Source organism: Streptomyces sp. NPDC007929, assembly GCF_042959065.1.
GTDB lineage: Bacteria > Actinomycetota > Actinomycetes > Streptomycetales > Streptomycetaceae > Streptomyces.
Genome location: NZ_JBIBKD010000012.1, coordinates 212,017 through 218,189, shown reverse-complemented (window position 1 = coordinate 218,189; position 6,173 = coordinate 212,017). Strand labels below are relative to the sequence as shown.

Here is a 6,173-nt window from a genome sequence, read left to right as displayed (position 1 = left end):
ACATCCACGAAGCCGTCGTCACCACCCACGAAAACACCGACGGCCACCGCCGACTCACCGCCTACACCGTCACCACCACCGACCTACCGACCACCCAACTCCGCACCCACCTGGCCCAAACACTCCCCGACTACATGATCCCCGCCACCTTCATCCCCCTCGACAAGCTCCCCCTCACCCCCAGCGGCAAAGTCGACCGCCGCGCACTCCCCCACCCCGGCACTCGGACCGAACAAGTCACCACCACCCCTTACGAGGCACCTCACGACAAGACCCAGGAGACCCTCGCCGCCATCTGGGCCGACGTCCTCGGCGTGGAGAAGGTCGGCATCCACGACAACTTCTTCGAGCTCGGCGGCGACTCCATCCTCTCCATCCAGGTCATCTCCCACGCCCGCCGGACCGGCCTCCACCTGACCTCCAAGCTGATGTTCGTCCACCAGACCATCGCCGAGCTGGCGTCCGCCGTGGAGCGGGCGGGAGCCGATGCCGCGGTCGCCGGGGAGGAGGCGCCCGAGAGGGCGGGCCGGGTCGAACTGACCCCCGTCCAGCGGTGGTTCCTGGCCGAGCACCCGTCGGCTCCCGACCACTACGCGATGTCCGTCCACCTGTCGCTGGCCCCGGGCACGGACCCCGTCCTGCTGGGGCGTGCCCTCGAAGCCGTGGTGGACCACCACGACGCCCTGCGCATGCGGTACACGGTGGACGACGCGGGCGGCTGGGTCCAGGAGTACGGCGAGCGCCCCGAAGGGCTGCTCGACGTCCGGGACCTGTCGGCCGCGGCCGACATCGAGCAGGCGCTGAACGACGCCGCGCTGGAGGCGCAGCACGCGCTGGACCTCCGTTCGGGCACCGTGGTGCGGGGTGTGTTCGCGCGCATGCCGGACGCGGCACCGCCCCGCCTGTTCCTGGCCGTGCACCACCTGGTGATGGACGGTGTGTCGTGGCGGATCGTCCTGGAGGACCTGGTCGCCGCGTACGAGGAGCTCGCCGCGGGTCGCCCGGCGGCGCTGGGCGCCAAGTCGAGCAGCTACCGGACGTGGTCGCGACGGCTGGCCGAACTGGTGCGCTCCGGCGGCCTCGACCACGAGACGGCGTACTGGCGCAAGGCCGTGTCCGCCTCCGTGGTGGTCCCGTGCGACGGGCCGGCGGTGAGCACGTACGGCGAGGTCGCCGTCGAGTCGTCGACGCTGGACCGGCCGGTGACCGAGGCACTGCTGCAGCGCGTGCCCGGCGCGTTCCGCACGCGGATCAACGACGTGCTGCTGACCGCGCTGGGCCGTGTTCTGCGGGACTGGGCCGGTGCGCCGGTGACGATCGCCCTCGAAGGTCACGGCCGCGAGGAGCTGTTCGACGATGTGGACCTGTCGCGTACGGTCGGCTGGTTCACCACCATCTATCCCGTCACCCTCGACGTGCCCGAGGGGCCGTGGGACACGGCGCTGAAGGCCGTCAAGAAGACCCTGCGCAGACTGCCCGGGCGGGGGCTCGGTTTCGGAGCCCTGCGCTACCTGGCACAACCGGGCAGTGCCGCGCACACCGCCCTGGCCGCCGCCCCGCACCCGCGGATCAGCTTCAACTATCTGGGCCAGTGGGACGGCACGGCCGACGGCGACGGGCTGATCCGGGGGCGGCTGGACGCACTCGGCGCCGACCAGGCACCCGGCGGGCAACGCCCGCACCTGATCGACATCGTCGCCGCCGTCAGCGACGGCGAACTGCGCGTCGACTGGCTGTACGCGCCGTCCGCGCACTCCCCCGCCACCGTCCGCGCGCTCGCGGACGACTTCGCCACCGCCCTGCGGCAGATCGCCGCCGCGGCCGGTAACTGACTACACACATCGGAGGCTTTGCTGTGGCTCGCTATGTCCTGAGCGACGACGAGAAGGACCAGGTGGCCGCGGTCGCGGACGAGTTCCTGGCCGACCGCCCCGTCTGGGCGCCGCTGGAGTACGCGGACCGGATCCGGGCCGAGGCGGAGCGGCTCCCCGTGGGGGTGCGCCGGTTCCTCGTCTCCTCCCGCGCCGCCGAGGACGCCGTGATCGTGCTGAGCAACCTGCCCCTGGCCGAGGACCTCGTCCCCACGCCACCCAGCTGGCAGGTAGCGGAGAAGGAGGAATCCGCGATCCGCGAGGAACTGGTGCTGATGCTCACCGGCTCGGTGCTCGGTGAGCCGTTCGGCTGGGTCAACCAGCAGAACGGACGCCTCGTCCATGACGTCTGCCCGTCCAGGGGGCAGGAGAACTCGCTGACGAGCGCGAGCAGCCGGCAGCAGCTCACCCTGCACACGGAGGACGTCTTCCACTCCTGCCGCGGTGACTACGTGGCGCTGATGTGTCTGCGCAACCCCGACGCGGTGGGCACGACGGTGGCGCTGGTGGAGTCGGTGAACTTCCCCGAGCCGGTGCGGCGGGTGCTGCACCAGGATCGCTTCCGGTTCTTCCCGGACGACTCCCACCACGTGGTGCCGCAGCACACCACGGAGAACCCATCGGCGCTCGAGGACCGGCCGCACGAGGTGGCGTCGGTGCTCTTCGGCCCCGAGGAGGCCCCGTACCTGCGGATCGACGCGGACTTCACCGAGGCGATGCCCGGCGACACGGAGGCCGAGACCGCCCTGGAGACGGCCGCCGAACTGCTCGCCGCCACCGCGGAGCGGGTCGTCCTGAACCCCGGCGACGCCGTGTTCGTCGACAACCACCGGGCTGTCCACGGCCGCGACACGTTCACCCCCCGCTACGACGGGACCGACCGCTGGCTCAAGCGCACGAGCCTCGTCCGCGATCTGCGGCGCACGTACGTGCGGACGAAGTCGCGTTCGCGTCTCCTCGGCTGATGAGGCCCGGGAAGTCGCGGCGGGGCGGCGGATTCACACTGCTGTGGGTGAGTTCGACGCTCGGCGAGTTCGCGTACAGCACGTCGCTGATCGTCCTGCCGCTGATCGTGCTGACGCTGACCGGTTCGCCCTCGCAGGCGGGCATCATCGGATTCGTCGACGCGGCGGCGATGCTCCTGGCGGGGCTGCCCGCCGGAGCCGTCGCCGACCGCTACGACCGCCGGAGCGTGATGCTGTGGTGCCAGGCGGCACTGGTCACCGTGTTCGGTGCGCTCGCCCTGCTGCTGTGGGCGGACGTCGTGTCGCTGCCGGCGCTGGTGCTCCTCGCGCTGGTCAACGGTGCGGCGACCGCACTGACGATGGCGGCCGGGGAGGCGATGATCCCGAGCCTGGTGGCGGAGGAACGGCTCTCGGACGCGGTGGCGATGAACGGGGCACGCACCTACGCCGGGCAGCTCGCCGGCACATCCGCCGGCGGGTTCCTGCTGACGGTGAAGAACGCCCTGCCGTTCGTCGCCGGCTGCCTGGCGCATCTCGTCGGACTGGTCCTGCTGCTGTTCCTGAAGCGGCCGCCCCGGGCCGCCCCCACCCCGGCCGACCCGCCGGTGATCGGCGGGCGGGGGCTGTGGGAGGGGGTCCGCTGGATCACGTCCCACCCGTTCCTGCGCGTGGGCCTGATCTGCGCTACGGCGACGAACTTCTTCTTCGGCACCATCTACTTCATCGTCATCGCCTCCGCGCAGACCAGCGGCATGGCCACCGGGCTGATCGGGGTGATGGCCGCGCTGCTCGGCGTCGGCGGCCTGCTGGGCGCCCTCGCCGCTCCCCTGCTTCAGCGCGCCCTGACCGGTGCCCGGCCCATCCATGTCGTGCTGTGGGCGTTCGTCGTGCTGACAGCGGGGATCGCGACCCTGCCGGGCAGTTGGACCCCGGGGGTGCTGCTGGGAGCGATCGCCTTCGCGGCACCGACGGCGAACGCGTACTTCACCACGTGGCAGCTGAAGCTCACACCGGACAGCCACCGCGGGCGGGTGGTGAGCGTCGCGGCCATCGCCAGTGGTGGCGGCGGCGCCGTCGCCCCACTGGCGGGCGGCGTCGTGCTGGACGTGGCGGGGCGGTTCGCCGGCCTGCTCGGCTGCGCCGTGGTGATGGCGGTCGTCGCCCTGCTGACCTCCCTGAACCCGGCGCTGCGCCACGAACCCGAGCCGCCGGCGGACGAGTCCGAACCGCCCGGCACCGACCCGGGCGACCCGGCCGACCCGGCCGACCCGGCCGACCCGGCCGACACCACCGACGCCGCATCGCCCGCCGCGGTTGCGGCCCGCGGCTCCTCCTTCCCCGTTCCATGACAGGCAGGCAGAGACATTCCCATGCCCCGTGATCTGGCCAACCCCGATCTCTACACCTCCGAGGCCCGCTTCGCCATGTGGCAGGAGTACGTCCAGGCGGACGCGAAGGTCTGGAGCGATCCGGGCCTCTCCCCGTCCGGCTTCTGGTCGGTCTTCTCCCACCGCGACGTCTCCACCGTCCTCTCCCCCAAGGCGCCCTTCACGTCCGAGCACGGCATGATGATCGGCTTCGACGCCGAACACCCCGACCACTCCGGCGGCAGAATGCTGGTGGTGAGCGAGGGCGACTGGCACACCACGCTGAAGCGGCTCATCGGGCCGTTCCTCTCGCGGCTGCGCGCCCCCGAACTCCAGTCCGTGCTGCACCGGGAGGTGCGGGACGTCATCGACCGGCTGCGCTCCGAGGCCTCCACCGACATCGCCGTGAGCGTCGGCCCGCGGCTCCCCGCCGCCATCGTCTGCGAGGTCATCGGAGTGCCGCTGAGCGAGCGGGAACATCTGATCGACCTGACCAACCACGCCTTCGGTGGCGAGGAGAGCAGCTTCGACAGGATGACACCGGCCGAGGCGCACACGGAGATCCTCTTCTACTTCCACGAACTGATCGAGCGGCGTCGAAGCCGGCCCGGTTCCGACCTGGTCAGCGCCCTGCTGGCGGACGGCCGGCTCAGTGTCGACGACGTGCTCGTCAACTGCGACAACGTGCTGATCGGCGGCAACGAGACGACGCGCCATTCGATCACCGGTGCCTTCCACGCCTTCCAGGCCTTCCCCGGCACTCTGGACGCGCTGCACGACGACCCGGACCTCGCCAAGCCCGCTGTGGAGGAGGTCGTCCGCTGGACGTCCCCGGCGGCGCACGTCCTGCGGGTGGCCACCGCGGACTGTGAGATCGGCGGCCAGGAGATCCGCAAGGGGCAGCCCGTGGTGGCGTGGCTGTCCGCCGCCAACCGCGACGAGCGGCTCTTCCCCGACCCGCACCGCTTCCTTCCCGACCGCGCGCCCAACCGGCACCTGGGGTTCGGCAACGGCCCCCACCACTGCCTCGGCGCCGCGCTGGCCCGTCTGGAACTGCACGCCCTGCTGCGGGAGTTGGCCACCGACGCGCGGGGAGTGGAACTGGCCGGTGAGGTGCGCTGGATGCGTTCCAACCTCGTACAGGGCTACAGCGGCCTTGAGGTGACCATGGACTGGCGCTGATCCCCGGACACCCCCTGCTGAAGATCGGAACCCCGCATGCCCCTGTCCCCGCCCTCGCCGTACCTGACCCGTCACACCCGGCCCGAACGCCCCGCACGCCGTCTGGTCTGTTTTCCCCACGCGGGCGGCGCGGCGAGCTTCTACCGCCCCTGGGCGCAGTACGTGGACCCCTCGGTGGAGCTGCTGGCCGTCCAGTACCCGGGCCGCGAGAACCGGTTCCGCGAGCCGCTGGTTCCGGCGATGGATCCGCTGGTGTCGGCAGTCGCCGGTGAACTGCTGGCCCTGCCGGCGCTGCCGACCGTGTTCTTCGGTCACAGCATGGGCGCGGCCGTCGCGTACGAGACGCTCCTGCGCCTGGAACAGGCGGGAGCCGAGCACGTCACCCGCTTGTGCGTCTCGGGCCGGTCCCCGGACGGTTCCGCTGGGCCTGCGGTGCGGACGGACGACGAGGTCGTCGCGGCGGTCAGGTCCCTGGGCGGCACGAACGCCGCCGTGTTCAGCGACCCCGACCTGCGGGAGCTGCTCCTGCCCGCCATCAGCAACGACTACCGCCTGATCGACGCCTACCGCCGCCGGACCGACGCGCCGGTGCTGCGGGCCGCCGTCCATGCCCTGACCGGTGACCGGGATCCGCAGGTCACCCCCGACGAGGCGGCAGGCTGGCGCGCGGTCACCTCGGGTTCCTTCAGCCTCACCGTTCTGCCGGGCGACCACTTCTACCTCGTACCGGCAGCCGAGGAGGTGGCCCGTATCGCCATGAAACCGGCACGGTCTCTTCCGGTTTAGTG

At 71.6% G+C, this 6,173-nt stretch carries 5 protein-coding genes; all 5 read left to right on the top strand.

What is annotated here, in order from left to right:
• The coding region (locus tag ACFZDE_RS33790) for a condensation domain-containing protein (RefSeq protein ID WP_391206639.1) at positions 1–1,832 on the top strand (1,832 nt) is incomplete at its 5' end.
• A 23-nt stretch (positions 1,833–1,855) separates the two neighbouring features.
• Entirely contained in the window at positions 1,856–2,836 is a 981-nt protein-coding gene (locus ACFZDE_RS33785) for a TauD/TfdA family dioxygenase (RefSeq protein ID WP_391206636.1), read from the top strand.
• Complete coding sequence (locus tag ACFZDE_RS33780) at positions 2,836–4,185, top strand: MFS transporter (protein ID WP_391206633.1); 1,350 nt, start codon at positions 2,836–2,838, stop codon at positions 4,183–4,185. The genes ACFZDE_RS33785 and ACFZDE_RS33780 overlap by 1 nt, the downstream gene beginning before the upstream one ends.
• Positions 4,186–4,206: 21 nt before the next feature.
• Positions 4,207–5,385, top strand: coding sequence for a cytochrome P450 (locus tag ACFZDE_RS33775; RefSeq protein WP_391206630.1), 1,179 nt, complete (start codon positions 4,207–4,209; stop codon positions 5,383–5,385).
• 36 nt (positions 5,386–5,421) lie between these two features.
• Entirely contained in the window at positions 5,422–6,171 is a 750-nt protein-coding gene (locus ACFZDE_RS33770; RefSeq protein ID WP_391206609.1) for an alpha/beta fold hydrolase, read from the top strand.
• Positions 6,172–6,173: the final 2 nt, after the last annotated feature.

Excerpts from the sequence above, each read along its gene's own strand:
- ACFZDE_RS33770 (WP_391206609.1), top strand. The coding sequence starts at position 5,422 with ATGCCCCTGTCCCCGCCCTCGCCGTACCTGACCCGTCACACCCGGCCC.
- ACFZDE_RS33780 (WP_391206633.1), top strand. The coding sequence starts at position 2,836 with ATGAGGCCCGGGAAGTCGCGGCGGGGCGGCGGATTCACACTGCTGTGG.
- ACFZDE_RS33775 (WP_391206630.1), top strand. The coding sequence starts at position 4,207 with ATGCCCCGTGATCTGGCCAACCCCGATCTCTACACCTCCGAGGCCCGC.